Here is a 15,696-nt window from a genome sequence, read left to right as displayed (position 1 = left end):
TTCAGTCAAGCCCGAGATCGGCGCGGATCGCGTCGGCGATCATCGTGGTATGATCGTCCTCTCGCGATTGCGGGGCCTGCATGCGATTGTGCGCGATCGCCACCGCCAGCTTCGTTTCCGGATCGGCAAATCCGATTGAGTTGCCGGCTCCGGGATGGCACAGCGCGCGCGGATATTTTGCGGCCGCGACCGAGAAGGTCTCGCCACCCAGCCAGAAGCCGCCGATCCCCAGCGGAACCGGGAATCCGAACATCACGGGGTCGGCCTCGTCGCTGTTGGCCCGCGGGGTGTTGAACGTCGCCACCATTTCGGCAGGCAGGATATGCACGCCATCGAGTTCTCCGCCCTGCGCAAGCATGGCCCAGAACCGGGCGCAACTGCGCGCCGTGAATATCCCTCCGACCCCGGCAATGGGTGCGCGGCGCACGTCGGGTCGTTCGAACACTTCGGGGATGAGATCGACCTGCGGCGGCATCGATGCGGTATAGAGCGGCGGCGCATGTTCGGGGGGAACGGGCGTGATCGCGTTCACCAGCTTGGCCACGCGCGGCAACTCGCTGTCCGGCAGCCCGACCCATAGATCGGGCGCGTTGAGCGGAAGTGCGATCTCTTCGCGAATGAAGGTGCCGATATCGCGCCTTGCCGGATCGGTGCGGCGGACGACCTCGCCCACCAGCCAGCCGAAGGTCAGCGAAAGGTACAGGGCCTTTTCACCCGGAGGTGCCAGCGGCGTGAGCTTGGCGATCCCGTCGGTCATCCAGTCCCAGTCGCACATCAGTTCGGGGGTGACGCCCTCGGGCATCTGCGGAACGCCGGCGCGATGGGTCAGGACGTCGCGGATGGTCGTCGGCTCTTTCCCGTTGCAACCGAATTCCGGCCAATAGTCGGCGACGCGCGCATCGTAATCGACCAGCCCGCGCGCGACCTGGATGTGAAGGGCCGTCGCTGCTAGCGGTTTGGTGACGGAGAACATGTTGAACAGCGTGTCGCCATCGACCTTGCGGCCGGTGTCCGGATCGGCGAGGCCATCCCAGGTGTCGATCACCAGCTTTCCGTCGAGGTATGCCGCCACCTGCACACCGACTTCCTTGCCTTCGGAAATCAACCTGGCGATGGTTTCATCAACGTGCTGCGACCGACTGATCGTCTGGCTGGACATTCTATCATCTCCCGGAAAGTGAGGGGCAGGCGCGAAGTTCGAGGGCATCGAGCGCCGGCCAAAATGCGACGGCAAGCTTCGCACAACCATGCGTGGCCGCCAATAGCGAGTCCGCGACGGCCACGCCCGGCCGACACAAGATCACATGCCAGATATCTCCGGGAATGCGATAGGCGACCGCATCCACCCGGCTATTGTGCGTGGCGGAAAGTCACATTCCTGCGGGGCATTGTGACAGAATTCGGAGAGACAGATGAGCACGAGTTTCGAGGCGCAAGTTCGCGAATTGATGGACCGTCAGGAGATCCTCGACTGCCTGCACCGCTATTGCCGCGGCGTCGACCGGTTCGATCGGGAGGCGGTGAGATCGGCCTATCACGAAGATGCCGTGGACGATCACGGCGAGTATGTCGGTGACGTCGAGGGGTTCATCGACTGGGCATTCGATTATCACGGCCGGCATCAGCTCCGCACCCTGCATGCCCTTCACAATCACCTTTGCGAGATCGAGGGCGATACCGCCCATGCCGAGACCTACTTCACCTTCCATTCGGTGAATCGCGAGGTGCCGCATCAAACCTCGACGTCGGGTCGCTACATCGACCGGTTCGAACGTCGCGGCGGGCGGTGGGGCATCGTGCGGCGGATCTGCGTGATCAATGCGCTGGGAGAGGCTTTCGACCCTGAGGGTAAGGCCGGCGACGGTCCGTTCTCCCCGTCAACGCGCGACACCAGCGATCCGGCCTATATGCGCCCGCTCGAAATTGACCCGGAGCGGCTGAAAAGGGGACATGGCTGAAAGTGGTGCGAACCCTTGCCACTTGAGACGGTGGGCAAGCCAACGAGAAAGGGACGGCTCTTGCCGTCCACATCGGTGCTGCGCCGTAGATCAGGTGCTTCATCCGGGTGTACCGGATACCCGCAGCCTGCGCATGATCGATCATCGAGAAGATAAGGGTGGGCGGCATGAAGCTGGCAGTAATGCGCTCCTGCTCGATCGTATCCGAGATTACGGGCGCCTTGGCCCCGTCGAGGAGGACGGTGCAGCCGCCGACGCCCATGACCGGCAGCAGGAACGTGCCAGTCCATCTGCGCTCCTTTTCCCGGTCAGCCGGAGATGACCGGCCGCCGCTTCCGTGCACCACGGTTCGACGATCGCATTCTCATAACGTCGACCAAGATGAAACCGGGCTGGTGGCGAAAAGCCATCACGATGGAGATAACTGGAGCGCGACCTGCAACATCGTGGAGCGATGACAGCACGGACTGGTATGCCCGCGCAGCATCGAAACAGCAAACCAGCTACAGGAGGCCGGCATGGTGCCGCAACTCGCCAACGTATTCCAGCTCGCCTACGTGACCAACGATGTCGCAAAGGCGGCAGACCTTTTTCGCACGCGTTTCGCGACCGGCCCCTTCACCCAAATCGAATTCGGCGACATCATGACCATCGGCTTGGCTTTTGCCGGGCGCACGATGATCGAGGTGATCCAGCCGATCAACGATGCCACCGGCATATATTCCGGATGGATCGCGGGCATCGACGGATTTGCCTTGCGTCAGCATCATTACGGCATCCTGGTCGATAGCGTCGAGGAACTGGCGGCAATCAGAGCGGCACATGTCGAAAGCGGAACGCCGGTCGCGACCGAAGGGTCGATGCCGGGCTCGCTAGATTTCCTCTATGTGGATACGGTTCCGCTGCTGGGCCACTACCTCGAATACGTCCGCCTCGACGAGGGCGGCAAGGAGATGTTCCGCAGCGTGGAAGGCAGCATCTTCTGACTGACCGGGCCCACGAATCTCGCATGTGATCGTGCGACCTGACCAGATTTACAGGTGTTTGCGGCCCGCTAGGCTGCGCCCAAGATAATCGGAGAGACATTGCAATGACGGATATCCAGTTTGACGACCGCGTCGCGATCGTAACAGGCGCGGGCAGCGGCCTTGGCCGCGGCTATGCACTCGAACTGGCGCGGCGCGGCGCCAAGGTCGTCGTCAACGACCTTGGCGGCAGCCCGTCGGGAGTCGGCGCCTCGGCAAGTGCCGCCCAGCGCGTGGTGCAGGAGATCACCGACGCCGGAGGCGAGGCCGTGGCCAGCACCGACAGCGTCGCGACCCGCGCCGGCGGTGCCGCCATCGTCCAGACCGCGCTCGACACATGGGGCAAAGTCGACGTGCTGATCAGCAACGCAGGGTTCCTGCGCAACAACAGGTTCGAAGACCTGACCGATGAAGAGATCGATCCGATCGTTGACGTGCACCTGAAGGGTGCCTTCTATGTCGGTCAGCCCGCCTATCGCGCCATGCGCGCCGGCGGCTATGGGCGCATTCTCTTCACCGGTTCGTCGTCGGGCGCGTTCGGTCACGCTTGGCAGGCCAATTACGCGGCCAGCAAGGCGGGCATGATCGGCCTGTCGAACGCCGTGGCGATCGAGGGCTCTGCCTATGGCATCCAGTCGAATGTCCTGCTGCCCAACGCGCTGTCCCGGCTCGAGGAGGTGATGACGCCCGGCTACATGGAAATTCCGGCTTTCGCCGAAGCGTTGCAGTCGACCGACTTCTCGTTTGCCGATGGCCGTATGACCCCCGAATTCACCGTGCCGCTGGCCGTCTATCTGGTGAGCGAGGCGTGCACCGCGACGCAGGGCATCTACTCGTCGAACAGCGGACGCTATTCGCGCGTGCGGCTCGCCGAAGCGGAGGGCTGGGTTTCGCCCGCAGGCACGACTCCCCCGGCTGTCGAGGACATTGGCGCCAACTTCGAGGAAATCAGCGAGCTGCGCGATTTCAGCTTGCCGGCACACAACTACGACGAATTCACGATCGCCGCGAAAGTGGCACGCGCACGCGGGATTCATTCCTGAATTCGAGGCGACAGGAAGAAGGGTTCGCAAAGGCCCGACGATCCCTGGAAATGGAGCGGACGGCCGGTTGGCCGTCCGCTACCCCGGACCGAGCGGTGCATTTTCGCATCGCAAGATACGCCAGGTCGCGCGAATGCACGAAATCGCCAGATCAGGGTCCGCAGTAAACTCGCAGCTGTAGCGGGATCATTCCCAGCCGGCGACGACCCTTGCGAAATTCTCGATCACCGAATTTCCTGTCTCGTCGCCTGCCTTGGCGGCGACCATCGCCCGAACCATCTCGCTGGTCATGGTTCGGAACGGCGGCATTTCGGCAAGAACGACCTCGACGACGGTGGCCGCTACTTCGGTCGCCGACTGGCCCTGCGAAGCAAAAGCCTGTGCCGACAGCGCATGGTAATTTGCGGCGATCCGTTGATAGGGCGGCGTCAACGCGGCCTCAGCCTGCGTTGAGGCGGCGTTGGCGCTTGTCATGAATTCCGTATTCACCGGCCCAGGCTCGACGACGCTCACCCTGACGCCCATTGCGAGCGCGATGGGCGCCAACGATTCCATCATCCCTTCAACTGCGAACTTGGCCGCGCAATAGGCGTCGTTGAGTGGTTGACCGACCATCCCGCCAACGCTCGTGACGCTGACGATACGGCCCTTACCGGCCTCGCGCATGTGCCGCACGATCGCCTTCGTAAGGTTCCAGACTCCGAAGAAGTTGACCTCCATGATCCAGCGGAGGTCGGCGTCGGACGTCTGCTCAAGCGAAGCGATGACGCCGGCGCCCGCGTTGTTGACCAGCACGTCGATCCGCCCGTAATCGGCCATCAGCCCCGCCACGCAGGCATCGATCGACGCCGGTTCGGTCACGTCGAGCGCACGGAGGTCGAGCTCGACGCCCGCCTTCTGGGCCTCGGCCAACAGGACCTGCCGCTTGCCGAGGTCGCGCATGGTGGCCACGACACGATGCCCCGCCTGCGCCAGACCGACGGCAATGTGCACCCCGATCCCTGTCGAACATCCGGTCACCAGCACGATCGGCTGGCCTGTCATCAACTCTTCCTTTGCAGCAGTGACCGAAGCGCCGCTCCGACGCCTGGCCATCTGGTGATCGACAGGGCCCGGCGCCTGCCTGTCGGGTGGGGAACACCGGGCCTGTCCTTGCGGCCGGATATGGCCAGCCGACGGCTATCGCCCGACCCCGGCTCGCGGGGCGCAGGATGATACGCGTATCGCCCAGCGCTGCGCCTTGTCGACCCGTGCCTCAGACCGCCTTCGGATCGAAGAGGACGTAGAGGTGCTCCGGCACGCGCATCATGTAGCCGCGAATGGCCGGTTCGGGCATGTCCGGATCGAGGCGCAGGTTGTGCAGATTGTCGATAACCGCATGAAGTGCGCGCGTCATCTCGACGCGTGCCAGGTGCTGCCCCACGCAGATGTGCGGCCCGCGCGCGAACGAATAGTGCGGGTGGCGCGAACGCATGATGTCGAACCGGTCGGGATCGGGATAGATCGCGGGATCGCGATTGGCCGCGCCGGCAAGCACGTCAAGGAAAGCGCCGGCGGGAATTTTCACGCCGCCGATCTCGGTGTCTTCCTTCGCGACGCGCAGCTGGCTGAGGACCGGACCATCCCACCGGAGTCCTTCCTCGATCGCCGCGGGAATCAGGCTGCGGTCGTTGCGCAACGCCTCGAACTGGTCGGGGTTGCGCAGCAGGGCGGTCAGAAGAATGCTGGTCCCGCGATAGGTCGTGTCGCCGGCCGCGTTCATCAACTGGCGCAGAAACGACACCAGGACCAACTCCGGCAGATGCTCGCCGTCGACCTCGGTCGTGGCCAGAAGGCTGATGAGGTCATCCCCGGGATTGGCGCGGCGTTCGTCGATGAGCGCCTTGAAGTATTCGCCGAGCTTCACACCGGCCTCCATGGCCTGCGGCATGTGTTCGAAGTCGGTCTGCCCGATCGCCAGGCGCTGGAAAGTGTCGACGTCGCTACGCGGCAGATCGAGCTGGTGGTAGATGACCTCGAACGGATAGGCGTGGGTGAAATCCTGCACGAGATCGGCCTTGCCCGAGGGCAGGAACTTCGACATCAGGCTGTGCACGACAGGGTCGACAATCGTGTCCCCCCACATCTTCACGTGCTGCGGCAGGAATATCTTCTGGAAGATCTTGCGCCAGCGGCCGTGCACCGGATTGTCCATGACGCTGATGCTGCCCATGCCGAACGTTCGCCCAAGCGTCAGTTCGTAGCCGGAGTTCGAGAAACGGTTTGCTTCGACGAGAACCTGTTCGACTTCCTTGCTGCCGACGATCGTGAAACTGGGCGCATCGCCGTAATAGCAGTGGTACCCGAGAAGGCTGCGGAACGAGCCGGGGATGACGGCCCCTTTCGAGCGAAGCTCATGGATGAAGGGATAGGGATCGGCCTCCGTACCGAAATTGTCCTCGTGAGACACGAACGGATTGTACGACGGATCGTCGAATTCCTGGATCTTGATTGCGGTGGCCATGACTCGATCTCTCTCTCCGATATGTAGTAATTGCCACATAAGCTGAAGAGCCCGTTCCGTCAACGTGTGGAGTCCCGCGCGGCAAGGGGATCGAGTGCCCGATCCACCAGCAGTTCCAGAAGATCGACCAGCTGCTCGCGGGGTGGAGTGCCCTCGGGAAACAGCCAGTCGCTCATCAGGACGGACGAGGCCAGCATGCCGAACGCCAGCCGGATGCCGAGCCCCATGTCGAACGGAGGTTCGGTGCCAAGGTCGGCGTATTTCTGCACCTGTTCCGCGGCGGCAGCATTGAAGAACGGCAGCAGGCCGATGAACGATGGCTCGCCGCCTTCTTCGGTCGGCGTTCCTTTCGCCGCCAGCAGGGCGATGAATACGGAACGGTTCTTCTCGAAGAGTTCGTAGGCGGCGACGAAATTGCGACGTTCGCCGCTCTTGCGATCCTCGTTGGTGGGATATTGTTGCAGGAATTCCTGCATGAACCGGTTGAACGGCTGGACAATCACTTCCTCGAAGAGGATGGCCTTGCTGCGATAATATCGGAACAGCAACGTCTCCGACACGTCGGCAACGCTCGCGATACCTCGTGTCGTCGCCCCGTGGTATCCGCGTTCCGCAAAGACCTGCCGCGCGGCGTCGCAGATCCGCTCCTCGACGTTTTCGCGCGTGCGACGACGACGGCGAACGTTGCCGGGTGGCGTGGTCGCGCGATCCGGCCCTTGCGTCGCTGCCGGTATCCGTTCGGTCCTGCTCATGGCCGTAAGATTGTCTTTCACCCACCATCGCGCGTCGCCCGCCACTTGTGGCAAGGCATGCCAGCACGTTGCAATTCCATGCGCCCGCAGGCGCTATAGCAGTTAGTGGCAAGGTGCCAAGCATGCGCCGACTATCCCATCAATGCACTCAGCGCCTCCACCGTCTCGTCCCGGACTGCGCCGAGCACCTCATGCCCCTTCGCCTTCTCGGCATAACCGGCGAGGCGGGGAAACGCCTGCATGATACCTTCGACTGCGAAAAGATGCTCGATGATGTCGATCAGCAGGAAGGTCGGCAGGATCATGCAATCGGCCTTCGTCAGCACGCCAGCCGTCGCAAAGGGCGCATCGTCGACGAAATGCTGCACCACGCCAAGGCCGTTTCGTATCTGGGCCAGTTCCGCCGCCACGATGGTCACATCGCGCGTTGCCGGGTCCATCTGGCCAAAAAGGCGAAATAGGGCGGGCACGACGTAGAGTTCGGTCGTCCGGATCGCATTGCGCATCCGGACGCGGTCCGCCGGTCTGCTCGGGATGAGCGACGGTTCGGGAAACGTATCCTCGAGGTAATCGATGATCGTTTCCGATTCCGCGATTACGAGGCCGTCGTCGGTGACCAGCACCGGCAGCTTGCCGATCGGATTGATGGCGAGGTATTCCGCCGAACGCGTGCTCCCGCCCGGTAGCGGCACCTGCTCGAACGATAGGCCCTTGAAGCGCAGCGCCATCTTGACGCGCGCCGCGAAGGGGGAGTGGGTCACGGCATGGAGTTTCAAGGTTTCCGTCCTTCATGTTAATCGTTTCGGGCTGCGCATCCGGCCCTGACCGACCCGGCTTTCCCGGATCGCACTGTCGGCAACTCAGATCGCCTGAGGGCGACCGATCGCCTCGGTCCCGCCATCCACGTAAAGTATCTGGCCAACCAGGTAGCGCCCGCGCAACGTGGCAAGGAAGCTGATGACCTCGGCCAGTTCCTCCGGCTTGCCATAGGGACAGTCGGAAAGCGCGATGGGGGTCGCCTCGTCAAGCATGGCGCGCCCTTCCTCGGTCGCGAAGAACGGTTCGGTCATCGGCGTGAGCGTGCGGCCCGGTGCAACGCCGTTGAGCAGAATTCCCGACCCGGCCCAGTCTTCCGATATGGCCGCGCGGCGCAGCCACTTGGCGAGCGCGTGCTTGCTGGTTGCATATCCCGTCGCCGAATTGGGATCGACGTCTTCGGCGCGAAGCAGTGTGGCGGCCTCGTCGCCCGCAAGGCACGAATCGACCAGCGCCGGATCATAGTCCGTCAGCGAGGCGGTCGACGTAATCGCAACGGCGCGAGGCGATTGCGACTTCAGCAACAGGGGCCGCAGCAGTTCAAGCGTCGCCACGGCGCCGAAATAGTTGAGCGCCAGGATCGCGGGAACGGGCGCGGGCGCGGGCCTGCCCGCCACTGCGATCACGGCATCGATTCCCTCTGTAGCCAGCGCCGTCACTGCCTTTGCCATGACATCGCGTCCGCCAGGGGTCGACAGATCGGCGACGACCTCAACCCCGTGCAGGTCGACGCCGATGACGCGGTGGCCCTGATCTTCCAGCGTCGTTCGTGTGGCGCGCCCGATACCCGATGCAGCACCGGTGATCACAATCGTCCTGCCCATACCAGCAACATTCTCCGTGTCGATTGAAACGCTTTGGCCCGGCCCCTGCCGGACGGAAGTAAGGCTATGCCGAAGCCGCCGACGAGCGGCGAACGGCCAAGACCGCTGTGGCAACTGCGAGCATGACGGCGAGCATGGCATAGACCATGGGCGGTCCGAAGGCGCCGCCCACGACGCCCGCAACCAGCGGAAACAGCACTTGCGGCAGATACAGGGCAAGGCTGACCATGCCGGTCGCCGCGCCCGGATCTCCGGCGATGCCAATGGATTCGATCGCCAGTGCGTACGACGCCGCGCCGAACATCGCCAGTCCCGCCCCCATCAAGCCCAGCCCAACGATCACCAGCGGCAGCGCCCCGCCCACGGCAAGCAACACGCATCCGACGGCGGAGAGCACCATCGCGAGAAACACCATGACCTTCGTGCCCAGCCACTTCTGGGCAAAGCCGTACGATCCCGACCCGGCGAGCGAGCACATGGCCATGACCGACAACACCATGCCGACCCGTTCCGGATTCGTGACGCCCTTTGCCGCAAGATAGAACGGCGAATAGATACTGGTCGAGACGATCGCCCAGCCGCCCACCGCCGCGGCGAGAAGCAGTTGCGGCGGCACGCCGGCCAGTCGCCCCACCGCTTTCGCCGCGACGGCCGACAATCCGGCGGTCTGCCGATGGCGCGGCAGGAACAGCGCCATGATCGCGGCGGGCAGCAACATCAGATGAACGAGGAACGCCGGTCGCCAATCAGCCGCGGCAAGGCTGCCGACCAGCGGATAGGCGAAGATCGCCAGCCCGCCGCCGATGAAGGCGGTGAGGCCGTACATGATGTGCCGCTGGCTTTCCGGCATGCGCGCGATACCGGCCATGCCTGCGGTGAATGCGCCGGCCACCCCGATGCCGACAATCACCCGCAGTGCAAGGATGACGATCAGCGAATCGCTTACGGCTGGAGCGATGCCGGCAATGGTGAAGATCAGCACCGATGCGAGATAGATCGCCCTCACGCCGTAACGGCTGACCAACCGACCCGCCAAGGGCGAGGCCAACGCGAAAGCCGGCGCTCCGACACTGCCGATCAACTGGATGAGCAAGGCGGCATTGGGCTCGTCGGCGAAATCGGCCTGCAACGGTGGCAATGCGGCGCCCAGCGAAAACAGGCCGACCGAAATGAAGGTGCCCACGATTGCCAGCGCGCCTTTGGCCGCGAGGTTGAGCGACGACCATTCGTCGCCGGGGGGGCGATTGCGGGCTTTCTTCGTACAGGCTTGCCACGTGCTCAGGTTCTCCCGCATCGCGAACATTCTCGTGCCCGCCTCTTGTTCGGTCGTGCACGCTAGGCGGGCAGCACCCGCGCGACCAGACATGCCCGCCAACGATTATAACCATGATGTTGCGAGGATGTTGCGAGGATGAATCCGGCGGGCAGCACATCTTCGATAGCGTCGGGCACGCATCGCTGCGGCCAATGCGGCCGATATCAGATAGCAGATCACGTCTGCACAGGTGACCGCACACGAGGGATTGCACTTGCAAAAGGCGCGACCGCTCAACAGACTTTGGTCCATGACCAACATTGACTATATCATCGTCGGCGGCGGATCCGCCGGATGCGTGCTTGCCGATCAGCTTTCGGCCGATCCCGACTGCAACGTCCTGCTCGTGGAAGAGGGACAGGGGGGCGACGGCTTTCTGGTCGAAATGCCCAAGGGCTTCGGCAAGACGCTGACCGATCCGAAGACAGCCCATTACTATCCGACGGTGAACGCCCGCGAAGGCGGGGCCGGGCCGGAAGTATGGGTCCGCGGCAAGATGCTCGGCGGGTCGAGCGGCGTCAACGGCATGGTATGGAACCGCGGCGTTGCGGCCGATTACGACAGGCTTGGGGAACTGGCGGGCGAACAGTGGTCGTGGGAACACATGCGCCCGATCTTCCTGTCGCTGGAAAATCACGCCAGCGGGGCCAGCGAAGACCGCGGTGTCGGCGGACCGATCCAGGTAAAGACGCACCCCTTGCCTTCGCCGCTGATGAAGGCATGGATCGAGGCTGGCCGTGAAATGGGACTTCCGGTCAAGTCCGACCATTCGGACCCGCGGCAGGAAGGCATCGGTCCGCTGCAGTGGAATATCGATGGCAAGGGCCGCCGCGTGTCGGCGGCACGGGGTTTCCTTGGGAGGGCACGCAACCGGCCCAATCTGCGGGTCGAGACCGGTGTGCGGACCGATCGCGTGATCGTCGAAGGGCGGCGGGCGGTGGGCATCGCCGGAACGCGCAGCGACGGATCGGCGGTGGAATACCGTTGCCGCGGCGAAGTCATCCTTTCCGCAGGCGCGATCGGGTCGCCGCGCATCCTCCAGCTTTCGGGCATCGGCGCGCCGGACGACCTCAGAAACGCCGGGATCGATGTGCTGCTCGACAGCCCCGGCATCGGCCACAACATGCGCGAGCATGTCCTCGTCATGATGAACTGGCGGCTGCGGCACATGCGCGACAGCGTCAACAACCAGTTCGGCGGCGCCAGGCTGCTTGCCAACGTGACCAAGCACGTCCTCGGCATCAACAACGTGATGAGCTACGGATCGTCCGAGGCGGCCGCCTTCGTCAAGGCCCTCCCCGAAAGCGAGCGGCCGGACAGCCAGCTCATGTTCGCGCCCTATTCGCTCGACCCGACAAAAGGCATGGCGATGGAGGACGAACCCGGCATGCAGGTCTTCACCATGACCTTGCGGCCGCGCAGCGAAGGTCGCGTACTGGTGACGAGCGCGGACCCGGCGGCGATGCTGGACATCGTTCCCAACCATCTGGCCCACGAATACGATCGCCGTGCGGCGGTCGCGCAATTCCGCTTCGTGCGCAAGCTGATGGCTCAGCCCGCGCTGGAGCCTTTCGTCGTGGGTGAAACCGATTTCACCGCCACGGCGCAGACCGACGACGAGATCCTGGATCTTTTCCGTCTCTATGGCGGGGCCGGCTATCACGCCACCGCCACCGTGCGGATGGGCCGGGACAATTCCGCTCCTCTCGACGGCCGGCTGAGGCTGCGCGGGATCGACGGGCTGCGCGTTATCGATTGCTCGGTATTTCCCGAGATGGTCGCGGGCAACACCAATGCCCCGACGATGGGGATGGCGATGCGCGCCGCGCAGCTCGTGCGGGAGGATCGGCGAAACGCCAGCGCACAGGCGGCCTGAAGCCGGCCAGGTGCGAATCCTTTGCTCCCCGCGCGAACGGAGAGTTTGCGTGGCCATACGGCGCATGATGCGACGGCTCGAGAAGCTCGCCCGCACATACCCGCAGACCCGCTGCATCACCGGCAGATCATCACCGCGACAGCGGTCTACGATGCCGTGGTCGCGCGCGAGCAGGATGTGCATGGGAAAGGCGAGTGGCGTGCCGACGACGAGACTTTACTCTCAGAACTTTACGACATGTTGCAGGCGATCTGCATCAGGCCCCATCCGACCGCTTGACCGGGCGATGTCCAGGAGGTGGCACGCCGCACCCGTGAACGCCCACCGGCGCGGCCGGACGCGGGTCGATCCTTCCTCGCCGACCGGAAATGCGGTCTGCGGGGGCCGAGACGGAAAGGCATGGCGTTCGGCTCGCTGCAGGCCGCGAAATCGCTGCGCGCGACCGGATGCGGCATCGAAACAAGATACATGTCTTTATTCGGGCGTCGCAAGTCTCTACGCTCGGCCGCGACGCCCCCGGCTGTCATCGGCCGCCGAACGAGCCGAAGGCCGGCGCGGTTGATGTTCGGAGAGATGCTGCGATGACCGAGACCGTTGACTACATCAGTGCGGGCGCCGGCAGCGCCGGCGCCGTGCTTGCCGCGCGGCTGACCGAGGACCCTGCAGTGCGTGTCGTTCTGATCGAGGCGGGCAAGGATCGAACGGCGAGCCTGTTCGTCAACATGCCCGTCGGCTCGTTCGCGATGATCGGCAATCCCCGTTTCTCCTGGAGCTATCGCACGGAACCTGATCCGAGCCTCGGCGGGCGCACGATCGGCTGGACGGGCGGACGGATGCTCGGCGGGTCGAGCGCGATCAATGGCATGGTCTACGTACGCGGCAACCGCCAGGATTACGCCCGCTGGGTCGAGAAAGGTGCGACCGGCTGGGACTGGCCCGACATGCTGCCATATTTCCTCAAGTCCGAGAATTATCAGGGCGAGCCGTCGCAGTGGCACGGCAGTCACGGCCCGCTGCGCGTCGGTCTTCAGAACACGCGGCATTCGCTGGCCGATGCGGTCATTGCCGCATTCGTCGCCAACGGCGTGCCGCACCGACCCGAATATTGCGATGGTGACCAATCGGGCGTGTATGAAAACCTGACCACGGCGCCGGGCGGTCGGCGTTGCAGCACCGCGCACGGCTATCTGGCCGATGCGCGCACGCGGCCCAACCTTCGGACCATGACCGACACGCTGGTCGATCGCGTGCTGACCGAGCAGGGCCGCGCAATCGGAGTGCGCGTGCTGCGCGGCGGTCAGGTGCAGGACATCGCGGGCAATACCGTGGTGCTTTCCAGCGGCGCAATCCAGTCGCCCGCGATCCTCATGCGGTCGGGTATCGGGCCGGGCGCGGCGCTGACGGAGATGGGAATTCCGGTCGTCAGCGATCGTCCCGTGGGCCAGAACCTGCAGGACCATTGCGGCGTCGGCCTCGCAAAATTCGTCGACGTGCCGACCTACAACAGCCCGTTCAGCCCCCTGACGATCGCGAGCAACCTGGCACGCTGGGTCCTGACCCGCAAGAGACCGATGGCTTCGGCCGCGGTGCAGGTCATGGCGGGCGTGCGATCGTCTCCCGATGTCGAGGAACCGGACATCGCGGTCTCGTTCCTCCCTCTCGCTATCGACCTTGCCAGCGGGCGCCCGCAGATGCACAAGCGGCCGGGGATTTCGGTGGGCGGCAACTGCATGCGTCCCGACAGCCGTGGCGAACTGCGCCTCGCCACGCGCGATCCCAACGAACAGCCGATCATCGACCATCGCCATCTGGGCGACTATCGCGACGTGGTGCGGCTGCGCAATTTCCTCAAGTTCCTCGACAAGGTGATGGCGAGCAAACCGTTGGCCGATCATGTCACGGGAAACATCTCGCCCGCAGTCATGCCGCGATCCGACGACGAATGGGATGCCATGATCCGCGAAACCGCAGTCGTCGGCTACCATTCGGTCGGCACGTGCCGGATGGGCGGTGAAGATGCGGTCGTTGATCCCGAGTTGCGCGTGCGCGGCGTCGACAACCTGCGGGTGATCGATGCCTCGGTCATGCCTTTGCTGGTTTCGGGCAACACCAATGCCGCCACCATCGCCATCGCCGAACGCGGCGCGGAAATGTTGCTACGCGCCGCTGCCTGACGCAGGCGCAAGCGACGAACCGCAAGCCGGTTTAGTGGCGGGTTGCGTCGTGGCTTCGCGCCGCAAGGCTTGGAGCCAGCGCCATCATCGGCAGACCGGTCGGATGCGATCACGGTCAGTGCCGATGTCTTGGCTTTTGCAGAATTCGCGCTCTTCGGCGAGGTGGGATCAGACCGGTTTTCCGTCCTTGCCCGGTCGGTAATCGATGTCGGTCCATTTCTCGTCGCGCCAGGCTATATACCCCTTGATGCCCTTTTCTGCTGCGATCTTGCCGAAGTTGCCGGCATTGGGGCGATTCCAGGCCGAGGCCGTGTGCCAATGGATGGCCATCATCAGGGAATTCTTGAAGCCCATCATCTCGTAGGCCTGGTTGAGCGATCCCTTGTTCGCAGCGAGCATGTCAACCGGGATCGTCGCAAGCGCGGCGACTTCCTTCTCGACCTCGGCGTCGAAGTCGTCGGCGGCAAAGCTCTTTGCCACCCAGCCCCAGTCGGCCGCCTGCTTGCCGCTGATCGTCGAACCGGTGAGCTGCATGTATTTTGCATGGGCCATGCCCATCTTCCACGGGAAATACCCGGTATCTGGCGATGACATTTCGCGGGTTGGGGGATAGCCGATGCGGGCATCGTCGGCGACGAAGACAATGTCGCACATCGACATCACCTCGGTGCCTCCGGCCAGGCAGGCACCATGGACCTTGCAGACCACGGGCTTGAGGCAGTCCCAGATCGTCAGCCAGTCCTTCACGCAATTGCGCGCGTATTGATCGGTCCATCTGTCGAACATCTGGGCAGAGATATAGCCGCCTTCGGGAGGCGAATAGCCACGCAGGTCATAGCCGCTGCAGAACACGGGTCCCGCCCCGGCGAGAAGGATCACCGAGACGTCATCGTCGCGCTCGGCCCGGTTGATAGCCGCCACCAGTTCGCGCCGAAGCGAGGTGCTGAGAGCATTGCGCGAGGTCGGGTCGTCGAGGGTTATGCGTGCAACCTTGTCGGCCACGTCATAGCGAATGAGCTCGTAGTCGGTCATCGTCATCCTTGCTCCATCTCGTTGTCGTTTTCGAGGCGCCGACGGCATATCGCTCGCACTTCATCCCGCTTCGGTCCCGCGCCATCCTTGCCACGCACGGTTTTCGGCTTCCACCTGCAGCGCAGCGGATCCCTGCCGGAAAAACCGCGACGCGAGGACGAGGAACATAGCCGCGACAGGAAGCGCGGAAAGTCCTCGCCATGACCATGCGCAGAGCCGCGCGGCGGCTAACCGCTCTTATGCACCAAGGGGTGTCTGAGCGGTAGGCGGGAGTAGCGTAAATCTCTGTTCTGAAGTAAGAAATTGGGTGTCTAAGCCGTCCCTGCTCCGGGACAGAAATTGCCATAGGCTACACCCGCCATGACCGACGTTACCTCA

Annotated in this window: 13 protein-coding genes; 5 read left to right on the top strand and 8 right to left on the bottom strand. The window is 63.8% G+C overall.

All coding sequences use genetic code 11. The features are described 5' to 3' along the window. Position 1: 1 nt before the first annotated feature. The gene (locus tag B5X69_RS14445) at positions 2 to 1,159 is read right to left on the bottom strand and encodes a serine hydrolase domain-containing protein (protein WP_079639419.1); all 1,158 of its coding nucleotides are present in this window, start codon (positions 1,157 to 1,159) and stop codon (positions 2 to 4) included. 253 nt (positions 1,160 to 1,412) lie between these two features. Between B5X69_RS14445 and B5X69_RS14440 the strand changes: the two genes are divergently transcribed. From B5X69_RS14440 to B5X69_RS14430, 3 genes are all read left to right on the top strand, one after another. Next, positions 1,413 to 1,958: a nuclear transport factor 2 family protein gene (locus tag B5X69_RS14440; RefSeq protein ID WP_079639418.1), complete on the top strand. Its 546-nt coding sequence runs from the start codon at positions 1,413 to 1,415 to the stop codon at positions 1,956 to 1,958. 518 nt (positions 1,959 to 2,476) lie between these two features. After that, a complete protein-coding gene (locus B5X69_RS14435; RefSeq protein ID WP_079639417.1) occupies positions 2,477 to 2,944 on the top strand; it encodes a VOC family protein in 468 nt (155 codons plus the stop codon). A gap of 104 nt (positions 2,945 to 3,048) precedes the next feature. Beyond that, on the top strand, positions 3,049 to 4,026 hold the full coding sequence (locus B5X69_RS14430; RefSeq protein WP_079639416.1) for an SDR family NAD(P)-dependent oxidoreductase: 978 nt from the start codon (positions 3,049 to 3,051) through the stop codon (positions 4,024 to 4,026). Positions 4,027 to 4,212: 186 nt separating this feature from the next. On the opposite strand, the gene B5X69_RS14425 is transcribed toward B5X69_RS14430, so the two are convergent. The 6 genes from B5X69_RS14425 to B5X69_RS14400 all read right to left on the bottom strand — a co-directional run bounded on the left by B5X69_RS14425 (position 4,213) and on the right by B5X69_RS14400 (position 10,224). Continuing rightward, positions 4,213 to 5,070, bottom strand: coding sequence for an SDR family NAD(P)-dependent oxidoreductase (locus B5X69_RS14425; protein ID WP_079639415.1), 858 nt, complete (start codon positions 5,068 to 5,070; stop codon positions 4,213 to 4,215). A 211-nt stretch (positions 5,071 to 5,281) separates the two neighbouring features. Further along, complete coding sequence (locus tag B5X69_RS14420; protein ID WP_079639414.1) at positions 5,282 to 6,529, bottom strand: cytochrome P450; 1,248 nt, start codon at positions 6,527 to 6,529, stop codon at positions 5,282 to 5,284. Between the two features lie 59 nt (positions 6,530 to 6,588). Further along, the gene (locus B5X69_RS14415) at positions 6,589 to 7,281 is read right to left on the bottom strand and encodes a TetR/AcrR family transcriptional regulator (RefSeq protein ID WP_079639455.1); all 693 of its coding nucleotides are present in this window, start codon (positions 7,279 to 7,281) and stop codon (positions 6,589 to 6,591) included. Between the two features lie 131 nt (positions 7,282 to 7,412). After that, positions 7,413 to 8,057 carry a glutathione S-transferase family protein gene (locus B5X69_RS14410; protein WP_079639413.1) on the bottom strand — a complete coding sequence of 215 codons (645 nt, stop codon included), beginning with the start codon at positions 8,055 to 8,057 and terminating at the stop codon, positions 7,413 to 7,415. A gap of 84 nt (positions 8,058 to 8,141) precedes the next feature. Continuing rightward, positions 8,142 to 8,921, bottom strand: a complete 780-nt coding sequence (locus B5X69_RS14405) for an SDR family oxidoreductase (protein WP_079639412.1) — start codon at positions 8,919 to 8,921, stop codon at positions 8,142 to 8,144. A gap of 64 nt (positions 8,922 to 8,985) precedes the next feature. Beyond that, positions 8,986 to 10,224: an MFS transporter gene (locus B5X69_RS14400; protein WP_176141622.1), complete on the bottom strand. Its 1,239-nt coding sequence runs from the start codon at positions 10,222 to 10,224 to the stop codon at positions 8,986 to 8,988. Positions 10,225 to 10,486: 262 nt separating this feature from the next. Here B5X69_RS14400 and B5X69_RS14395 point away from each other — a divergent pair, with 262 nt between their 5' ends. Together B5X69_RS14395 and B5X69_RS14385 are read left to right on the top strand one after the other, a co-directional pair. Continuing rightward, positions 10,487 to 12,112: a GMC family oxidoreductase gene (locus B5X69_RS14395; protein WP_079639410.1), complete on the top strand. Its 1,626-nt coding sequence runs from the start codon at positions 10,487 to 10,489 to the stop codon at positions 12,110 to 12,112. A gap of 581 nt (positions 12,113 to 12,693) precedes the next feature. Beyond that, positions 12,694 to 14,286 carry a GMC family oxidoreductase gene (locus B5X69_RS14385; RefSeq protein WP_079639454.1) on the top strand — a complete coding sequence of 531 codons (1,593 nt, stop codon included), beginning with the start codon at positions 12,694 to 12,696 and terminating at the stop codon, positions 14,284 to 14,286. Positions 14,287 to 14,454: 168 nt separating this feature from the next. On the opposite strand, the gene B5X69_RS14380 is transcribed toward B5X69_RS14385, so the two are convergent. After that, a complete protein-coding gene (locus B5X69_RS14380; protein ID WP_079639408.1) occupies positions 14,455 to 15,324 on the bottom strand; it encodes an enoyl-CoA hydratase-related protein in 870 nt (289 codons plus the stop codon). Positions 15,325 to 15,696: the final 372 nt, after the last annotated feature.

It is taken from the genome of Sphingopyxis flava, assembly GCF_900168005.1.
In the GTDB taxonomy this organism is placed as follows: Bacteria; Pseudomonadota; Alphaproteobacteria; order Sphingomonadales; family Sphingomonadaceae; genus Sphingopyxis; species Sphingopyxis flava.
The sequence above is the reverse complement of the archived record's forward strand: the minus strand, read 5'-3'. Positions and strand labels throughout refer to the sequence as shown.